At 58.5% G+C, this 14994-nt stretch carries 14 protein-coding genes and 2 pseudogenes; 5 read left to right on the forward strand and 11 right to left on the reverse strand.

All coding sequences use genetic code 11. The features are described from left to right. Positions 1–72 precede the first annotated feature (72 nt). From flgE to CKW16_RS28020, 6 genes are all read right to left on the reverse strand, one after another. On the reverse strand, positions 73–1371 hold the full coding sequence (flgE, locus tag CKW16_RS27995; RefSeq protein ID WP_095132469.1) for a flagellar hook protein FlgE: 1299 nt from the start codon (positions 1369–1371) through the stop codon (positions 73–75). 31 nt (positions 1372–1402) lie between these two features. Continuing rightward, positions 1403–2125 carry a flagellar hook assembly protein FlgD gene (gene flgD / locus CKW16_RS28000; protein WP_095132470.1) on the reverse strand — a complete coding sequence of 241 codons (723 nt, stop codon included), beginning with the start codon at positions 2123–2125 and terminating at the stop codon, positions 1403–1405. A 15-nt stretch (positions 2126–2140) separates the two neighbouring features. Then, complete coding sequence (gene flgC / locus CKW16_RS28005; protein WP_074879168.1) at positions 2141–2584, reverse strand: flagellar basal body rod protein FlgC; 444 nt, start codon at positions 2582–2584, stop codon at positions 2141–2143. Between the two features lie 3 nt (positions 2585–2587). Further along, a complete protein-coding gene (flgB, locus tag CKW16_RS28010; RefSeq protein ID WP_095132471.1) occupies positions 2588–2995 on the reverse strand; it encodes a flagellar basal body rod protein FlgB in 408 nt (135 codons plus the stop codon). A 357-nt stretch (positions 2996–3352) separates the two neighbouring features. Further along, positions 3353–4180 carry a protein-glutamate O-methyltransferase CheR gene (gene cheR / locus CKW16_RS28015; protein ID WP_008147958.1) on the reverse strand — a complete coding sequence of 276 codons (828 nt, stop codon included), beginning with the start codon at positions 4178–4180 and terminating at the stop codon, positions 3353–3355. A 46-nt stretch (positions 4181–4226) separates the two neighbouring features. Next, positions 4227–5159 carry a chemotaxis protein CheV gene (locus CKW16_RS28020; protein WP_008147956.1) on the reverse strand — a complete coding sequence of 311 codons (933 nt, stop codon included), beginning with the start codon at positions 5157–5159 and terminating at the stop codon, positions 4227–4229. Positions 5160–5241: 82 nt separating this feature from the next. Between CKW16_RS28020 and flgA the strand changes: the two genes are divergently transcribed. The 4 genes from flgA (at position 5242) to CKW16_RS28040 (ending at position 7835) form a co-directional block, all read left to right on the forward strand. Next, complete coding sequence (gene flgA / locus CKW16_RS28025) at positions 5242–6003, forward strand: flagellar basal body P-ring formation chaperone FlgA (protein ID WP_095132473.1); 762 nt, start codon at positions 5242–5244, stop codon at positions 6001–6003. Between the two features lie 150 nt (positions 6004–6153). Beyond that, positions 6154–6480, forward strand: coding sequence for a flagellar biosynthesis anti-sigma factor FlgM (gene flgM / locus CKW16_RS28030; protein WP_008147951.1), 327 nt, complete (start codon positions 6154–6156; stop codon positions 6478–6480). Positions 6481–6528: 48 nt separating this feature from the next. Beyond that, complete coding sequence (locus tag CKW16_RS28035; protein WP_095132475.1) at positions 6529–6996, forward strand: flagella synthesis protein FlgN; 468 nt, start codon at positions 6529–6531, stop codon at positions 6994–6996. A gap of 92 nt (positions 6997–7088) precedes the next feature. Then, positions 7089–7835, forward strand: a complete 747-nt coding sequence (locus CKW16_RS28040; RefSeq protein ID WP_095132477.1) for a flagellar brake protein — start codon at positions 7089–7091, stop codon at positions 7833–7835. 71 nt (positions 7836–7906) lie between these two features. On the opposite strand, the gene CKW16_RS28045 is transcribed toward CKW16_RS28040, so the two are convergent. From CKW16_RS28045 to CKW16_RS28060, 4 genes are all read right to left on the reverse strand, one after another. Beyond that, the gene (locus tag CKW16_RS28045; RefSeq protein WP_095132479.1) at positions 7907–9271 is read right to left on the reverse strand and encodes an MFS transporter; all 1365 of its coding nucleotides are present in this window, start codon (positions 9269–9271) and stop codon (positions 7907–7909) included. Between the two features lie 71 nt (positions 9272–9342). After that, positions 9343–10584: a glutamine synthetase family protein gene (locus tag CKW16_RS28050; protein ID WP_176471610.1), complete on the reverse strand. Its 1242-nt coding sequence runs from the start codon at positions 10582–10584 to the stop codon at positions 9343–9345. A 202-nt stretch (positions 10585–10786) separates the two neighbouring features. Continuing rightward, the gene (locus CKW16_RS28055; protein WP_095132483.1) at positions 10787–11479 is read right to left on the reverse strand and encodes a sensor histidine kinase KdpD; all 693 of its coding nucleotides are present in this window, start codon (positions 11477–11479) and stop codon (positions 10787–10789) included. Continuing rightward, positions 11476–13080, reverse strand: a complete 1605-nt coding sequence (locus tag CKW16_RS28060) for a tetratricopeptide repeat-containing response regulator (protein ID WP_095132485.1) — start codon at positions 13078–13080, stop codon at positions 11476–11478. The genes CKW16_RS28055 and CKW16_RS28060 overlap by 4 nt, the downstream gene beginning before the upstream one ends. A gap of 121 nt (positions 13081–13201) precedes the next feature. Here CKW16_RS28060 and CKW16_RS28065 point away from each other — a divergent pair. Continuing rightward, positions 13202–14227: pseudogene (locus tag CKW16_RS28065) on the forward strand (ATP-binding protein); the annotation flags it as partial. A gap of 7 nt (positions 14228–14234) precedes the next feature. Here the strand turns inward: CKW16_RS28065 and CKW16_RS28070 are convergent. After that, positions 14235–14764 (reverse strand): annotated as a pseudogene (locus CKW16_RS28070) (hypothetical protein). Positions 14765–14994: the final 230 nt, after the last annotated feature.

Below are 14994 nucleotides of genomic sequence, written 5' to 3' on the forward strand. Positions count from 1 at the left end.
CAGGTTTGTGTCGGTCACAAAAAAGCCCCTCTTTCGAGGGGCTCTTTGTGCAGTGCTATCCGCCAACCCGCATCAGGTCATCTGAATGATGGTCTGCATGATGGTGCTCTGGGTGGAGATGGTCTTGGCGTTCGCCTGGTAGTTGCTCTGTGCCTTGATCAGGTCGACCAGTTCATTGGTCAGGTTGACGTTGGACTCTTCCAGAGAGTTGGAGTGGATCTCGCCCAAGGTACCGGTGTTCGGCGCATCGTAGCCCGGGATACCCGACGAAAAGGTTTCTTTCCAACGGGTGCCGCCTACAGGCTGCAAACCTTGTTCGTTGGTGAAGCTGGCGAGCGAGATCTGACCGATGGCCTTGGTCTGGCTGTTGCTGAAGTTGGCGAGCATCACACCGCTGGTGTCGATGGTCAGGTTGGTGATCTGGCCGGTGGCGTAGCCGTTCTGCGAAGGAATCGAACGCGCAGTGTCAGCGTTGTACTGCGTGGTTTTGTCCATGGAGACCGTAACGACGCCGGAGGCAGCGCCGTTGGCTTTCCACACGCCATTGGTCACGGTACCCGGAATCCAGCCGGTGATCTTCAGGTCAGGGCTGACAACCGGCGGAGTGGTAACGGAAACCAGTTTGCCTGACGAATCGAACGCCATGGTCGACGCGACCGGAAGGGAAGCGGCAAGAGTAGGATCGCTGCCATCCGGGTTGCGACCCTCGATCAGGGTGTAGGTCTTCCAGGTGTTATCACCCGTCTTGACCATGTATTGATCCATGATGTGCTGGTTACCCTGGGTATCGTAAATCGGGGTACTGAACTGCTTGGTGAAAGACGCTTCCTTGGACGGGTCAAACGGATTGGTAGTCTGGTTGATGATGGGAGCTGTGGAGTTCAGGTTGATCGTCGACGAAACCGTGGAGGTGTTTTTTGGCGCCAGGTTCGAAGTATCGATGCGCAGGTCAGTCAAAACACCATTGAGGATCTTGCCATTGGCATCCACGCCATAACCCTGCAGACGTGCAGAGCCATCGCTATTGGTGACATATCCGTCCTTGTCGACCTTGAACGTACCGGCACGGGTGTAGGACATCGAACCGTTCTCGCTCAGCACGAAGAAGCCGGAACCGTTGATGCCCATGTCCAGCACGTTGCCGGTGTTGCTGACGTCGCCCTGGGTGAACTGCTGGGAAACGTTGGACAGGCGCACGCCGTTACCGATGGTTTTGCTGCCGGTACCCAGCTTGGTGGCCGAGTAAACGTCTTCGAATTCCGCACGGGACGATTTGAAACCGGTGGTCGCGACGTTGGCGATGTTGTTGCCGGTCACGTCCAGTTGTTTGTTGGCTGCATAGAGACCGCTAAGGCCGATATTGAAAGACATATTCCACTCCTTTGTGCCGTGTTAGTCGGCTCTACATACCAATAGTTTGTACTTTGGACAGGGCGATGCTGCCCACCCCGGCCAGGTTGAGCATCAACTCACCGCCTGTCTGGCTGATGGTCACGCTGTTGACGGTGGCCGGCAGGTACGTCACCAGCGAGGTCGCCTTGCCGTCGTAGGTCGCCGTAGCGCCGAAGGTATAGGTACCCGCCTTGGCCACTTCGCCTGCGTCGTTTTTGCCGTCCCAGATGAAACTGGAAGTACCGGCTTTCTGGCTGCCCAGATCGATGGTGCGGACAACCTTGCCATCGGCATCGGTGATCTTGACCTTGACCGGGTCCACCGACGCCGGTACGGCCATGGTGCCGGTGAAACTCTTGGAGGTATCGACCACCGCCTTGTCGGTCGGTGCAATAACCGAACGCCCGACCAGCGACGACGCCTGCAATGCCTGGGACGAGTTGTAATTGCTCGCCAGGCCGCTCACGGTGTCGTTGAGCGTGGTGATACCTTCCAGGCTACTGAACTGGGCCAACTGGGCGACGAACTCGCCGTTGTCCTGCGGTTCCAGCGGGTTCTGGTTTTTCAGTTGCGTTACCAGCAACTGCAGGAACGCGTCCTTGCCCAGGGCCTTTTTGCCGGTGGCGCTGTTCGTTGCCGCCGCCAGGCCGTCGGCACTGGTGCTGGTCTTGATCGAGGAGTTGGCCAGGATGTCCTTGAGGCTCAAACCACTGGTGGTATCGGTAACACTCATCTGAGTCGCCCCTTATCACTGACCGAGGGTCAGGACCTTTTGCATCATGGTTTTGGCGGTGTTCATCATTTCGGCGTTGGTCTGGAACGAACGGCTCGCGGAAATCATGTCAGCCATTTCTTCCACCACGTTGACGTTCGGGTAGTAGACGTAGCCCTTGGCGTCGGCCGCCGGATGGTTCGGCTCGTAGCGCGCATCAAGGTTGCTCTGGTCCTCGACCACACCCAGCACTTGCACGCCTTGACCGGCGGCATCCTGGTTCTGGAACAGCGAGTCGCTGCCGCCGCTCTGGCCGCCCTGGAACATGGTGGCGAATACCGGGTGCCGTGCGCGGTAGGTCTGGTCGATGCTCGACGAGACGGTTTCGGCGTTGGCGATATTACTGGCGACGGTGTTCAAACGAGTGGTCTGGGCACTCATGCCGCTACCGGCAATGTTGAAAACACTGGCTAGAGACATGACTTACTCTCCACGAAGGGCTGACACCAGCCCTTTGAATTTGCTGTTGAGCAGGGTGAAGCTGGCCTGGAAGTTGACCGCGTTTTCCGCGTAGTTCGACTGTTCCAGCTGGGCGTCCACGGTGTTCTGGTCGATCGACGGTTGCATCGGCGTGCGATACAGCAGCGACTCATCGCCATTGCCCAGGCCTTCGGCTTCGATATGACGGCTGTTGGTCATGTTCAAGGCGAAAGAGCCGCTCTTGGTCTTCTCGTTCTGCTCGGCGAGCACTTTCGAGAAGTCCAGATCCCGAGCCTTGTAGTTCGGGGTGTCGGCGTTGGCGATGTTGTTGGCCAGGACTTCGGCACGCTGAGCGCGGAAGCCCAGGGCTTGTTCGTGGATACCGAGCGCTTTATCGAAGCTGATGCTCATGACGGAAACCTTCGGGTGACCTGATTTTTCGTAACATGGACATAGCAAGCGTCGTGCCAATTGAAAAAAGCCCGTAAACCGGGGCTTTGCGGGCAGTGGCAATGTGGCAATGCCAGAAAAGCGGCAACCGATTTCCGCCGCCTGCCGCTTTTCTGCCGCTTTCCCATGGGCAACACCTATCCCCTGTAGGAGCATGGCTTGCCCGCGATGGCGGTGTGTCAGACAACATCATCATTGACTGACACACCGCCATCGCGGGCAAGCCTTGCTCCTACAGGTATTGCAGCGCCTATGAGAAATGAGCAGAAAAAAAACGGGAGCCCCTGAGGACTCCCGTTTTTTGATGGCGCCAACGAATCACTTCGCCTGGTAAATGATCCCCGGGCTGCACTGGACCATCTGGTAATGATCCGGCAAACCGTTCAGCGCCTCGGAAGCACCAAGGAACAGATAACCGCCAGGCTTCAACGTGCTGTGAATGCGCAACAGGATGTCCTTCTTCACCTCGGCGGAGAAGTAGATCAGCACGTTGCGGCAGAACACGATGTCGAACTTGCCGAGGCTCGCGTAGCTGTCCAGCAGGTTGAACGAGCGAAACTCCACCCGGCTCTTGATCGGTGCCTTGATTGCCCAGCGCCCCGGCCCTTTCGGGTCGAAGTAACGCTGAAGGCGCTCGGGCGACAGGCCACGGCCGATGGCCAGGCTGTCGTACTCGCCGGTCTTGCAGTTGGTCAGCATGGTGCCGGACAGGTCGGTGGCAACGATCTGCACGCCCATCTTCAGCTGGCCCATGTTCACGCGCTCGAACTCATCGATCGACATCGACAGCGAATACGGTTCCTGACCCGACGAACAGGCCGCCGACCAGATCCGCAGACGCTGGCCAGGGGCGGCCTTGATCGCTGCCGGCAGCACCTTGTTCTTCAAGACTTCAAACGGATAGGTATCACGAAACCACAGGGTTTCGTTGGTGGTCATGGCATCCACCACCATCTCGCGCAAACCGCTGCGCGGCTGGGTCTGGATGCGCTGAACCAGCTCACCCAGGGACTTGATGCCTTGCTGTTCCATCAGTTTGTTGAGACGGCTCGAGACCAGGTACTGCTTGTTTTCACCGAGCAAAATGCCACAGGCTTTTTCCAGGAAGACCCGGAACTGTTCGAAATCCAAATTACCCGTAGACAAAGATGCCGCCTCTTAAATCGTATTAACCGTTAGGGGCAAAAGGCCCCTAGCTGATGTCTGCTGCTTTGATCCGGTTGACTACCCGGGATGCCAGGTCATCAGGACGGAATTTGGCAAGGAAGTCATCGGCACCGACCTTCTTGACCATCGCCTGATTGAATACACCCGACAACGAAGTATGCAGGATGATGTGAAGCTTTTGCATGCGAGGGTCGTTGCGGATCTCGGCCGTAAGGGTGTACCCGTCCATCTCCGGCATCTCGATGTCGGAAATCATCATCAGGAACTCTTCTTCCGGCTTCTTGCCCTCGTCGACCAGCTTGCGCAGGTAATCCAGCGCTTGCCGACCGTCGTTCAACGCCACCACTTCGACACCGACCGTCTGCAGGCAACGGGTCACCTGCTTGCGCGCCACCGACGAGTCATCGACTGTCAGTACTCGCAAAGAGAGCGCCTTGTGCTGGGTTTCGACATCCACCACGCCGACGGAAATCGCTTCCGGTGTCGGCGCCACTTCTGCCAGCACTTTCTCGACGTCGATGATTTCGACTAACTGATTGTCGACCCGAGTCACAGCCGTCAGATAATGATCGCGTCCCGTGCCCTTGGGTGGCGGATGAATCTCCTCCCAATTCATGTTGACGATGCGCTCCACTGACCGCACCAGGAAACCCTGGGTCTTGGTGTTGTACTCCGTGATGATCACGAAGGGATTGCTTTGATCTTTCAGCGCACCGGACCCGGTCGCCATGGCCAGATCAAGAATCGGAATGGTCGCCCCCCGAATATTCGCCACACCGCACACGACAGGACTGGATTTTGGCATCAGCGTCAGTTTGGGACATTGCAGCACCTCCCGAACCTTGAACACGTTGATCCCATACAGCTGTTGGCCGTCGAGACGGAACAACAACAGCTCAAGGCGATTCTGCCCTACCAGTTGCGTGCGCTGGTTTACCGCATCCATTACACCAGCCATGCACAGACTCCTACACCAACGCTTAAGTGTGTTGCGACGCGCATTCATCACTAAACGGCACGGCGCTTGCTTTTTAACTCTTATGAACACAGAACCGACATTTTTCCGACGCCTGACATCAAACGCCCGCAAATTGCTTTGCGCGGTGTCGGCCGTCTGCCTGTTCAACGCTGGCTGCCCTGCCCTTGCTGACGCGGTTACCTTGCCTGACATGCTTATCGGCGTCACTCAGGGCTTTCTTGAATTCACCGTAGAAGACTATCTGGCCACCAGTCAAACGGAAGGCCGCTACGAGATCGAGGTCAAGCAGCTCGATCCGCGGCTGCGCATGCCCATGTGCGACAAGGAATTGACAGCCACGCTTGAGAGTCCGGCAAGGCCGCTGGGGCGGGTTACCGTCAAGGTTGCTTGCGAAGGCACGTCCCCCTGGACCGTCTTCGTACCCGCTCAAGTGCGCCTGTTTCGCGACATTGTGACCACCACCCGAGCGCTGCGGCGCGCTGGCATCGTCGAGCCCGAAGATGTAACCCTGCGCGAGCGCGACATCAGCCTGATCAACCAGGGTTACCTGACTTCCGTCGACCAGGCGATCGGACAGAAACTTACCCGACCAATGGTCGCCGACCAGGTCATGACCCTGGTGCACATGGAACAGGCAGATGTCATCAGCAAAGGCGACCAGGTGGTGATTACCGCCCGCAGTGGAACGCTAAGCGTGCGCATGCCGGGTGAAGCGCTGTCCAACGGCGGCTTGCGCGAACAGATCCGGGTGAAAAACCTCAATTCCCAGCGGGTCATCAAGGCGCAAGTCACCGCACCCGGTCAGGTGGAAGTAGCCATGTAGAACACTGGCGCGCCACCCGACTGTTCCCTAGACTGTGCCCTATGCAGGGCAAGCGCTGACGCGCGCAAGCTCATTGATAATTGGGCCTAAAGTTTTTCCGGGTATGGCCGAAAACATGGCAAGCGTCCAAATACCCAGAGGTTTTTTGTCATGGTCATCGATTTCAGCCGTTTAAACAGTTCCTCGTCACTTACCGGTAGTACACGTACCAGCACCGCGAAGGAGACCGCCGAAGCCGGCAAACCCGCACCGCTGAATACCCCGGCCGAACAGGCCAGTACCGTCAAAAGCGGGGAATCGGTACATCTCAGCAATGAGGCTCAACAGTTGCAGAAGGTCACTGACAAGCTGCGCGATCAACCTGCCGTCGACAACGCCCGCGTGGCCGAGTTGAAAGCAGCGATTGCCGATGGCAGCTACAAAGTCGACAGCAACCGTGTAGCCAGCAAACTGCTCAACTTCGAAGCCCAGCGCTAGGCCAAGGCCTGCGCCAGGCTTTTGGACGCTTAAAACCCAAGGCCAGCCATGCACGACACTAATTTACTGCAACTGATCACCGACGATTTCGCCCCAGCACAGCACTTGCTGGAGTTACTGCAAACCGAGTCCCTCGCCTTGCACGGTCGCGACATGCCACTGCTCGAAGAAATTCTGGCGCAGAAACAGGCATTGATCATTTTGCTCGATCAGCATGGCAGCAAGCGCAGTGAAATCCTCGCCAGCCTCAACCTGCCGACCAACCGCGACGGCCTGGAGCAACTTGCCAGCCATTCGAGCATTGGCGACCAGCTGTTGGAGCAGAGCGATGTATTGACCGATCTTCTGGCTCAGTGCCAGGCGACCAACGTCAAGAATGGCCAGTCGATCCTGGTGCAACAGGCCGCGACGGCCAATCAGCTGAAAATCCTCAACGGCGGCGAGCCGCCAGCGCTCTATGATGCACGCGGATCAACCTCCATGCTTGCGAAGCCACGCCCGCTCAGTCAGGCTTGAGCCTGCTGAAAATCGCGCACTATCAAGACGCGAAACATGCTGGCAATATGCTGGCCAGCCGTAGTCATATTTTGCCTGGAGATTGATGAACCGTGTTCAATGCCTTAAGCGCGGAAGATGCTCCGCAGCCACCCAAGGTGCTCACCACGCCCCTGGAGATCTCCGGCAACCTGCGCCAGCTGCAAGACAGCCATGATCCGCTGATCATCACGTTCCATGAACGCAGCCAGCGCTTCCAGAGTTATCTGGTAGACATTGACCGTGACAGCAACATGATTGCCCTGGACGAAATGATTCCCCGCGATGGTGAACGCTTCCTGCTCGCCGGCGAACCGTTCAAGGTCGAAGGCTTTCACGACGGCGTGCGCATTGCCTGGGAAAGCAACGGCCCGTTGACCATCGACGAATCCGGTGGCGGTCGCTGCTACCGTGGCGCCCTGCCCACCGAGGTGGTTTACCACCAGCGTCGCAATGCATTCCGCGCAGCATTGAAGCTGGCACAACTGGTCAACGTCGATCTGGGCGGTGAAAAGCTCAAGTCGCCGATCAGCGGCAAGCTATTGGACATCTCCGCCACCGGCTGCAAGTTGCGCTTCGAAGGCGACATCACGGGCAGCCTGCAACTGGGCCAGGTCTATGACCGCTTCATCGCCGCCCTGCCTTTTGGCAACATGACGGCACCGGTCGAGCTGCGTTACCTGCACTTCGAAGAAAGGATCTCCACCACCTTCGCCGGCGTACGCTTTCACAACATGAGCGGGCTGGTGCAGCGGCAGGTCGAGCGGTTCGTCTATCAGCTTCAGCGCGAAGCGCGACGCTTCGACAAAGACGACATGTAATAAGACGCTTCAATAGAAAACGGGCAGCCCCTTGCGGTGACTGCCCGTTTTTTTATGCGTTGTTTTTATGCTTAAGGCCTGGCCTCGGTAAAACTTTGCTCGCGAGGTGCATCAGGGTCTTCGGGCGGCGGATCGGTATCGGGCTCTGATTCGGGGTCCGGCTCAGGATTGATCGGGTTCTGCATCTGGTCTTGCACCACCTGCTCATCGACACGCGGGTCAAGGCAAGCCACCAACGGCGAACTCGACATGCTGTCCGGCATGGCGACGTGATGCAGCGGTGCATCGTCGACCTGATGCAGGTTGGTCACCGCTTTCGGGCGAATCCGCCACACCAGCACCAACGCGAAGAAACTGAAGAAGGCATAGAGCATGTGGCTGCCGAACAGTTTCATCAGCACCCCGGCCACCAGCGGTCCGATACTGGCGCCAACACCGTAGGTCACCAACAGCATCGCTGTCAGGGACACCCGGCGATCACCCTCGACGTGGTCGTTGGAGAACGCCACCGCCAGCGGATACAGGCAGAACATCACCAGCGAACAGCAGAACCCGGTGATAAACAAAATCTCCAGCGGTACCTGTTGCATGATTGCCAGCGGCAACGCGGTAAGCGCCAGGACCAGGGCAAAACAGCGGATCAACAGCGCCCGGTCATAACGGTCGGACAGCCAGCCCAACGGCCATTGCACCAGCAAACCGGCAAAAATGCAGCTACCCATGAACAGACCGACCTGCTCCGTGGACAACCCCTGCTGTGAGGCATACAGCGGTGCCAGACCGTAGAACGAACCGATGATCAGCCCCGCCCCCAGCACCGTGCTCAATGACTGCGGCACGCGCTTGATGAAGAACCGCGGCTCCATCGGTGCCGGGTGCAATGGCGCCGGGTGAATCCGCCGGGTCAGGGCCACCGGCACCAGGCACAGCGCGAAGCACAGGGCGACCAGCATCAGCAGTTCAAGACCCAGGCCCGGGTGCATGACCAGAATCAACTGACCCAGCACCAGCCCCAAGTACGAGGCGATCATGTAGCCGCTGAACACCGTTCCGCGCTGCGAGGCTTCGGCCTGCTCATTGAGCCAGCTTTCGATGACCATGTATTGGCACATCATGCCGAGGCCGACGATGACCCGCAGGAAGATCCAGGCAGGCAACCAGTCCACCAGGCCATGGCCCAGCACCGCCGCGCCGACAATCCCGGCGCAGGCCGAATAAGCGCGAATATGCCCGACCCGGGCAATCAGCCGGTGGCCGATCTTGCCACCCAGCACCAGGCCGCAATAGTTGGCCGCCATCAACGCACCGACCCACAGACTGTCGACGTGGTCGGCGGCCAGGCGCAAGGCCAGGTAAGTACTCAACAGGCCAGAGCCGATCAACATCATCAGCGAGGCAAAATAAAGCGCTCGAAAGGGTTTCCAGATTTGGCGCATCGGCGTTCCGAGCGGCTCCTTGCAGTGAGTTTCAGGCTACCGACAAACGATAGCCTGATGTCGACGGGGCGTCAGGCCTGGGACGCTAAAACACGCCGCTCCCAGGGAGTAATTTCATCAAAGAAGCTGGTCAACTCCATGGTCTTCGAGGCGATGTAGCCTTCGATGAACTCCTTGCCAAACAGTTCCTTCGCCAATTGGCTACGTTTCAGACGCTCAAGAGCAGCATGCAAGGTACACGGCAACGAAAGATTGTCCGGCACTTCGAATTCACCCTGGATCGGCTCACTCGGCTCCAGTTTGTGTTCAATGCCATACAGCCCTGCGGCAAGGCTGGCGGCGATCGCCAGATAAGGATTTGCATCAGCCCCCGGCAAACGGTTCTCGACCCGACGAGCGGCGGGCGAACTGGCCGGAATACGCAATCCGGCCGCGCGATTGTCGAGGGACCAGCAGGCATTATTCGGCGACGCATACGGATGGCACAAGCGCTGATACGAGTTCACGTTTGGTGCGAACAACGCGGTGAAATCCGCCATGCCGGCCTGCTGACCCGCGATGAAATGACGGAAGGTCGCGGTCGGCTTACCAGCCTTGTCGCTGAACACGTTACGCCCGCTGCCGATCTCGATGATGCTCTGGTGAATATGCATCGAACTGCCCGGCGTGTGCGCCAGCGGCTTGGCCATGCAAACCACAGTCAGGCCATGCTTGAGTGCGACTTCTTTAAGCAGATGTTTGAACAGGAGTGTCTGGTCGGCCAGCAGCAGCGGATCGCCGTGCAGCAGGTTGATCTCGAACTGGCTGACGCCCATCTCGTGCATGAAGGTATCGCGCGGCAAGCCCAGGGCCGCCATGCAGGCGTAGACTTCACTGAAGAACGGCCGCAAACCATTATTGGAACTGATACTGAACGCCGATTGACCGTCCTCGCGACGACCGTCCAGGCCCAGCGGCGGCTGGAACGGTAGAGTCGGATCGGTGTTGGGCGCAAACACAAAAAATTCCAGCTCGGTCGCCACCACCGGCGCCAGGCCTAGGGCCGCGTAACGTGCGATCACGGCTTTGAGTTGCCCGCGGGTCGACAAAGACGAGCTTTCGCCAGTCAGCTCGTCCGCATCGCAAATGGCCAAGGCTCGCGGCTGCTGGCTCCACGGCAAGCGATGGATCTGTGCAGGGTCGGGCACCAGCGCCAGGTCGCCATCATCACTGCCGTAAAAGCGCGCTGGCGGATATCCGCCCATGATGCATTGCAGCAGCACTCCCCGCGCCATCTGCAAACGCCGGCCCTCGAGAAAGCCTTCGGCGGTCATTACCTTGCCACGGGGTACGCCATTCAAATCCGGCGTGACACATTCAATCTCATCAATGCCCGTCAATCGCTGTGCGAGTGAGCGATGGCCATCGGTTGTCATGACGCAATCCTTTGTTGTTGTGCGAGCCGCGAACGGCGACCCGTACAAAATAGGCTCCGCCTGTTCGGAATATCAAGCAGCGGCCAACAAAAAGAACCGGTCAGGGGAGGTAAAGGCTGAACACGCCGCCGCCCAGCGGGCCGCCATTGCTGATTTCGGTGCGTCCGCCCACGCCGTTGCGCTGATGCAATGCGGCAATCCGCCCGGCAAAGTACAGGCCCAGGCCAGTGCTTCCGCTGCTGTGGTTGATGCCCTGTACGTAATCGGCCTGACGCTCGATCATCTCGGGTGGATAACCCTCGCCATCGTCGTTGACGGTCAGCACCAGTTGCCCCGCTTCATCGCTGACGCTGATCAACACCGCGTGGCGGGCGTAACGAATGGCGTTGTTGATGCTGTTGCCCAGCACCGAAGCAATCAGCTCCCGGTCGAAGAAACCCAGAGGGCTCAACGGGTCCACTTCATAGGTCGCCGTGATGCCGCGACTGGCGAACACGTCCTGATGGCAGGCCAATTGCGCTTCGATGAAGTCATCCAGTTCATGGTAGGCCGGTTGCAACGGCATCTGGTTGACGCCGAGTTTGTACAGCCCCAGCAACTGCACGAGCATGCCATTGAGGTGCGCGAATTCGAATTCGATCACGCCCTGCTCCGGGGTGTGCTGCTGCGGATCCGGCAAGCGCGCCAGCCATTGGCTGTGGGCCTGCATCAGCATCGCCAGGGAGTTCTTCATGTCGTGTACGGTGGAGGCAATCACCGTGGAAAAATCGAGTGCCTGTTCGCTGTTGTTCATTCGCCAAACGCCTTGCTTCGCAACTTCTGATAACGGGGAAAACGCGCATCGGAGTCGGGCATCAGGCCGACCATTTTCAGGCACGTCCGACATTCCTCCAGCTCCGCCGAAGGGACACTGGTGTCGGTGCCGTGCAGCAGCGACTGCGCCATGTTCAGCGCGATACTGATGTTCTTCGGTTGCAGCGCCAGGGCTTTGCGGAACACCTGCCGCGCCTCCACCAGGTTGCCGGTCTTGTACACCCGCACGCCCTGACGGTTGAGGTCCGCAGCGGCGTTGCCGGAGTTGAGGATGGTCGGATCGTCGGTCAACTTGGCGATGCCCTTCATCACCGTCGGGTCGTCGCCGTAGATTTCCGCGCAGTTTTTCAGCATAGAGGCACCGGCGCTGGCCTGGCCGAGCATCTGCAGTTGTTTGGCCACCAGCAGCGCCGCTTCGGCGCTCATGAACTGTTCCATGCCATCGAGGCGCATCATTGCCTGCTCGGTGAGCTTCTCGGCAGTTTCGGCATCGTTGAGCAGCAGGCTGGTGGCTTTCATCAACCGCGCACGAATCTGCAGACCCGGATCTGAAGGGTTTTCCTTGGCCACCGCACTCAGCGTCGTGTTGATTTCCAGTCGAGTCCGGGTATCCAGGCCTTTTTCGCTGCCTTTGCTGATCAAGGCATGGGCCAGGCCAAGGTTGCTCTCCGCATCCTTGAAACGTGACTGCGCGCCCTGCGCCACGGCCTGACGATAGGCTTTGGAGGCGGTGTCGAAATCTTCGTTGGCCATCGCCAACTTGCCCAACAGCGCTTGCCGGCGCACCGCCAGCGGCGACAAGCGGATCGCCTCTTCCAGCACATTCTGGGCCGCCTTCGTATCGCCTTCGGCGACCAGCACATCGGCCATGCCGTCGTAGAGCGCCGGCATCATCGGGAACACTTTCAGGGCTTTTTCGTAGACGCCTTTGGCCTGAGCGACCTGGCCACGCTTGAACAGCAATTTGCCCAGGCCGGCAAACGCCCACGGCAAAGGCCGATCAGCAATGATGCCGTCGTAGAGACGCTCCAGCGCCTCGTTCTGATTCAGGTCGCGCAAGGCATCGGCGCGGTAGCGCAGACACAACGGCGAGTAGCGGATGTCTTGTTTGCACAGGGCGATGCAGGCATTGAGCACTTCAACCGGTTTGCCCCGGTCAAGGGCCTGCAGAATCGGCTTGAGCAAGGTCTTGCGTTGCTCCAGCCGCTCCAGGCGTTGAGCCAGGCCGGAACGGTTGAACGGTTTGGTCAGGTACGCATCGGGTTCGTGTTCCAACGCACTGAGCACCATCGCCTGGCTGGTCTCGGCGGTGACCATGACGAACACGGCCTCATGGCTGATCAGCTTTTCGATCATCAAATCTTCAAGCACCTGCTGACCGTTCTTCTTGCCGTCGCCCAGGTGAAAGTCCTGCAGGATGAAATCGTAGGCCTTCTGCGAACACATACGCAGCGCCTGTTCGCCGGTGTCGGCGGTGTCGACATCCTTGACGCCCAGCTCGCGCAGCATGGACCTGACGGAACTGCGGAAATCCGAGAAATCATCGACGATCAAAAAACGCTTTTGGTGATACGACAGCATCGAAGATTTCCAGGCAATTTAAGAAGAAGACCATGACTGTTCGGGTTATCGGCCAGTAGTGGCGTTCCCTTGAGAAGTCATGCCGTTTAGTACGCGCTAAATATTTGCCAAGATGCCGGTTCTGCAGGTGACCGAAACGGTGGCCATCGAGAAAAACCGGGTATACGTCATTTCACCGGCGCAACGGCTGACAATGAACGATGGCTTTCTGGAGGTCAGCGCCACAGAGCCGCGCGAAGGTCGCCACGCGTCCATTGATCTGTTCTTCCGCGACCTGGCCGATGTGTTGCGCGACATTCATGCCGTCGTACTCAGCGACCGACACGACGCCACCGTCGAACTGCTCGTGCCTTCCGACGCCTTGATGGTCCATGCCGACCCGACGCGCCTGGAGCAAATTATCTGGAACCTGGTGAATAACGCGCTGAAATTCACGCCCTCCAACGGCCACGTGCAATTGATCGCCAGCCAGGTTGGAAACATGGCGCGGCTGGACGTCAAAGACAACGGTGCAGGCATCGCACCCGAAAACCTCGATCACGTGTTCGACCTGTTCGGCCAGGCGGAAAAGCAGCACGTCAGCCACATCCGTGAAGGGCTGGGGATCGGCTTGTCCCTGGTCCGCCAGTTGACCGAGGCCCAACGGGGAACGGTTGAGGTGAACTCTGCCGGGGTGGGAACAGGTTGTACCTTCACGGTTTACCTGCCCTTGGCCCACACCAAAGATGAGCCGCAATCCTCGACTCAAGTCGAAGATTCCTCTGGCAGGCTGAGCGTTTTGACGATCCTTCTGATCGACGACTCCGCGGATGTACTGGAAACCTTGAAAATGCTGCTGGAAATGGAAGACGCGCAAGTGATTGCGTTCGACCGTCCAGTGGCAGCTTTGGATGCCGCAAAAAGCACGCGCTTCGACCTGATCATTTCTGACCTGGGCATGCCGGTCATGAACGGCCACGAGCTGATGAGCGCATTGCGTCAGTTGCCGCTGGTCAAGGACGTGCCGGCCATTGCACTGACGGGCTATGGCGCCCATAGCGACATTCAAAAATCACGGCAATCGGGCTTTGACCAGCACATTGGAAAACCGGTGTCCTACGATGATCTGATCGAAACGATTGAAGCTCTGCGACGCCCCCAGGCCTGAGGCAGGGTCAGCGCAGATAGGCGCGTTGTACGCAGGCTCGTCGATCGATGGCCTGCCTGAGCCGATCCTTGTGATCAGCCCAGACGTTGGGGTCGACTTTGGTTGAGCGCATCAGCGCCAGCATGGCTTCCTTGGCAACCAGGTACTCCGACCAGGCATCTTCGGACCTGAGTTTCAAAGACTCGCGCTCGGTCATTTCCATCCGCCGCAGGGCCAGTTCCGGCTCATCGGTAATCACTGGACTCAAGGTCAACTGCACCCGATGCGCCGCGACGAACTCCTGGGTGTCCGCGACAATCTCTCGCGCCCGTTGAGCGCCCCACTTCAACGCTACGCAGTAATGCTCACCGGCGTGCCGATCATGAACCTCCTCGCCAACCGCCCAGCCATTGGTGCCGTAGACACCTGGGTAATCCCCTCATGACTGACCCGTGCCTGCACCTCGATGTGCACGCCATTGCTGAGTACCTCTTCATGTATATGGAGGGGTAATTGCGTGTTGGTCCATAACCAGAATTTTGCGCCTCTTCGCCGCATCGACGTCGCCCCATGAGTTGTGTCTGGAGTAAGGCACAGCAATGACGGGCTTTCCATGTAGATCGTCGGGGTGGCGTGAAGCCGGTGGCACTTTCCTGCGGGCAAAACAAAACCCCTACCTGCATACGCAGATAGGGGTTTCGGAATTTAATCTTGACGATGACCTACTCTCACATGGGGAAACCCCACACTACCATCGGCGATGCATCGTTTCACTGCTGAGTTCGGGA

Source organism: Pseudomonas sp. Irchel s3h14, assembly GCF_900187425.1.
Classification (GTDB): domain Bacteria; phylum Pseudomonadota; class Gammaproteobacteria; order Pseudomonadales; family Pseudomonadaceae; genus Aquipseudomonas.

Excerpts from the sequence above, each read along its gene's own strand:
- flgE (WP_095132469.1), bottom strand. The coding sequence starts at position 1,371 with ATGTCTTTCAATATCGGCCTTAGCGGTCTCTATGCAGCCAACAAACAA.
- flgD (WP_095132470.1), bottom strand. The coding sequence starts at position 2,125 with ATGAGTGTTACCGATACCACCAGTGGTTTGAGCCTCAAGGACATCCTG.
- flgC (WP_074879168.1), bottom strand. The coding sequence starts at position 2,584 with ATGTCTCTAGCCAGTGTTTTCAACATTGCCGGTAGCGGCATGAGTGCC.
- flgB (WP_095132471.1), bottom strand. The coding sequence starts at position 2,995 with ATGAGCATCAGCTTCGATAAAGCGCTCGGTATCCACGAACAAGCCCTG.
- CKW16_RS28020 (WP_008147956.1), bottom strand. The coding sequence starts at position 5,159 with ATGGCTGGTGTAATGGATGCGGTAAACCAGCGCACGCAACTGGTAGGG.
- flgA (WP_095132473.1), top strand. The coding sequence starts at position 5,242 with ATGAACACAGAACCGACATTTTTCCGACGCCTGACATCAAACGCCCGC.
- flgM (WP_008147951.1), top strand. The coding sequence starts at position 6,154 with ATGGTCATCGATTTCAGCCGTTTAAACAGTTCCTCGTCACTTACCGGT.
- CKW16_RS28035 (WP_095132475.1), top strand. The coding sequence starts at position 6,529 with ATGCACGACACTAATTTACTGCAACTGATCACCGACGATTTCGCCCCA.
- CKW16_RS28045 (WP_095132479.1), bottom strand. The coding sequence starts at position 9,271 with ATGCGCCAAATCTGGAAACCCTTTCGAGCGCTTTATTTTGCCTCGCTG.
- CKW16_RS28050 (WP_176471610.1), bottom strand. The coding sequence starts at position 10,584 with ATGACCGCCGAAGGCTTTCTCGAGGGCCGGCGTTTGCAGATGGCGCGG.
- CKW16_RS28055 (WP_095132483.1), bottom strand. The coding sequence starts at position 11,479 with ATGAACAACAGCGAACAGGCACTCGATTTTTCCACGGTGATTGCCTCC.
- CKW16_RS28060 (WP_095132485.1), bottom strand. The coding sequence starts at position 13,080 with ATGCTGTCGTATCACCAAAAGCGTTTTTTGATCGTCGATGATTTCTCG.